Origin of the sequence: Microcystis sp. LEGE 08355, from assembly GCF_015207185.1 — a bacterium.
GTDB classification, from domain to species: Bacteria; Cyanobacteriota; Cyanobacteriia; order Cyanobacteriales; family Microcystaceae; genus Microcystis; species Microcystis panniformis.
The window spans coordinates 1-1,218 of sequence record NZ_JADEXI010000913.1 but is presented as its reverse complement, the minus strand read 5'-3'; the positions used below and the strand labels follow the sequence as shown (position 1 = coordinate 1,218).

The following is a 1,218-nucleotide window of genomic DNA, read 5'->3' as shown; positions in this document are numbered from 1 at the left end:
TATTAATATTAGTGCCTTGAGCCTCTCCTAGATTAACGCGATCAGATGAACTAGCTATTTGCAGGGGTAACTCTTCTATCTGTCCTTGTAACTCTTCTGGGTGAATAGACTGTAATTGTTGCAAAATAGATTTGTCTTCTACCAAGGCACAAAGTTTACTAAAATAGAAATTTGTTGAATTAATAGGGGACTCTGATTCTGGCATAATCATAAATTGCTAAGGCCTCTCTTTAAACTTTATCACGAAAACAAAGATAGTTAAGCAAAATAATTGATTAACTATACTGACAGGGGGACAAGCGAGCTAGAAAACTTGCCAACAAAGGCTTCAGGCTTCTCTCACTAGAAATAGATCTAGCGATTCTAGGCAAAAGCTAACGAAAAACTAGGGATAGGAGCGAGCTTACTCGGAATTATTATTAATAAGTGAGAGATGGTGCGGCGAACTTTTTCGAGCTAAAACCATGAAAAGCTTATGCTATATGGATTTCAGCCTTCTTGTCCCCCTGTCAGATTATTGATATAATTTATAGTTTTTTTCGAGATATTCTTTGATTTGCGCTCGTAAATCACTAGGCAAAATTACCTCTACATTCGGACCCCAACTACGCAATCGCATGATAACATTATGATCGCCAACACGATAGCAAAGCTTATAATAAATGTCGGCTCTTCGGGAATTGTTATGCAAATAATTAACTTAAAATAAAATTCGATGAGAGCGCCTACGCTCAAAAGTAGCTGAAATCCATACAGGGAAAGACTTAAGGCATCAACAGGTTAATACCAAAAGATAGACAATCGAGTTAAGATTTGATATAATAGCCAAAAACCCGAGTATTTTACTTATGATACTTGACAAATTTTTGAACCTAGAAGGAACCTCTATTCAAGGCTATCGACACCTAGAAAATATCGGTATAGTTTTCCGAATCGAATCGAAAAATAAAAAAGCAACCTGTCCTCATTGTGGCTTAGAGAGCGATAAACTCCACCAAAATCATCGACATTTAGTCAAAGATTTACCAATCTCAGGACAACCAGTGTACCTACAGGTTAATCGTCGTCAATTTAAGTGCGATAATTGTCGAAAACCCTTTAGCGAAGAGTTAGATTTTGTCGCCAAGAAACGAACCTATACGAAAAGACTAGCCGAGAATATACTCGAACAATTAAAATCAGGAGATATTTTAAATGTTAGCCGAAGAAATGACGTAA

At 36.6% G+C, this 1,218-nt stretch carries 3 protein-coding genes; 1 reads left to right on the top strand and 2 read right to left on the bottom strand.

Going from position 1 to position 1,218, the window contains the following annotated elements:
• A partial coding sequence (locus tag IQ242_RS25205; protein WP_228021221.1) for a hypothetical protein occupies positions 1-205 on the bottom strand: 205 nt, incomplete at its 3' end.
• Between the two features lie 309 nt (positions 206-514).
• Positions 515-691, bottom strand: coding sequence for a TIGR03985 family CRISPR-associated protein (locus IQ242_RS25200; protein ID WP_193961839.1), 177 nt, complete (start codon positions 689-691; stop codon positions 515-517).
• Between the two features lie 157 nt (positions 692-848).
• On the opposite strand from IQ242_RS25200, the gene IQ242_RS25195 reads away from it, so the two are divergent.
• The coding region (locus tag IQ242_RS25195; RefSeq protein ID WP_193961838.1) for a transposase family protein at positions 849-1,218 on the top strand (370 nt) is incomplete at its 3' end.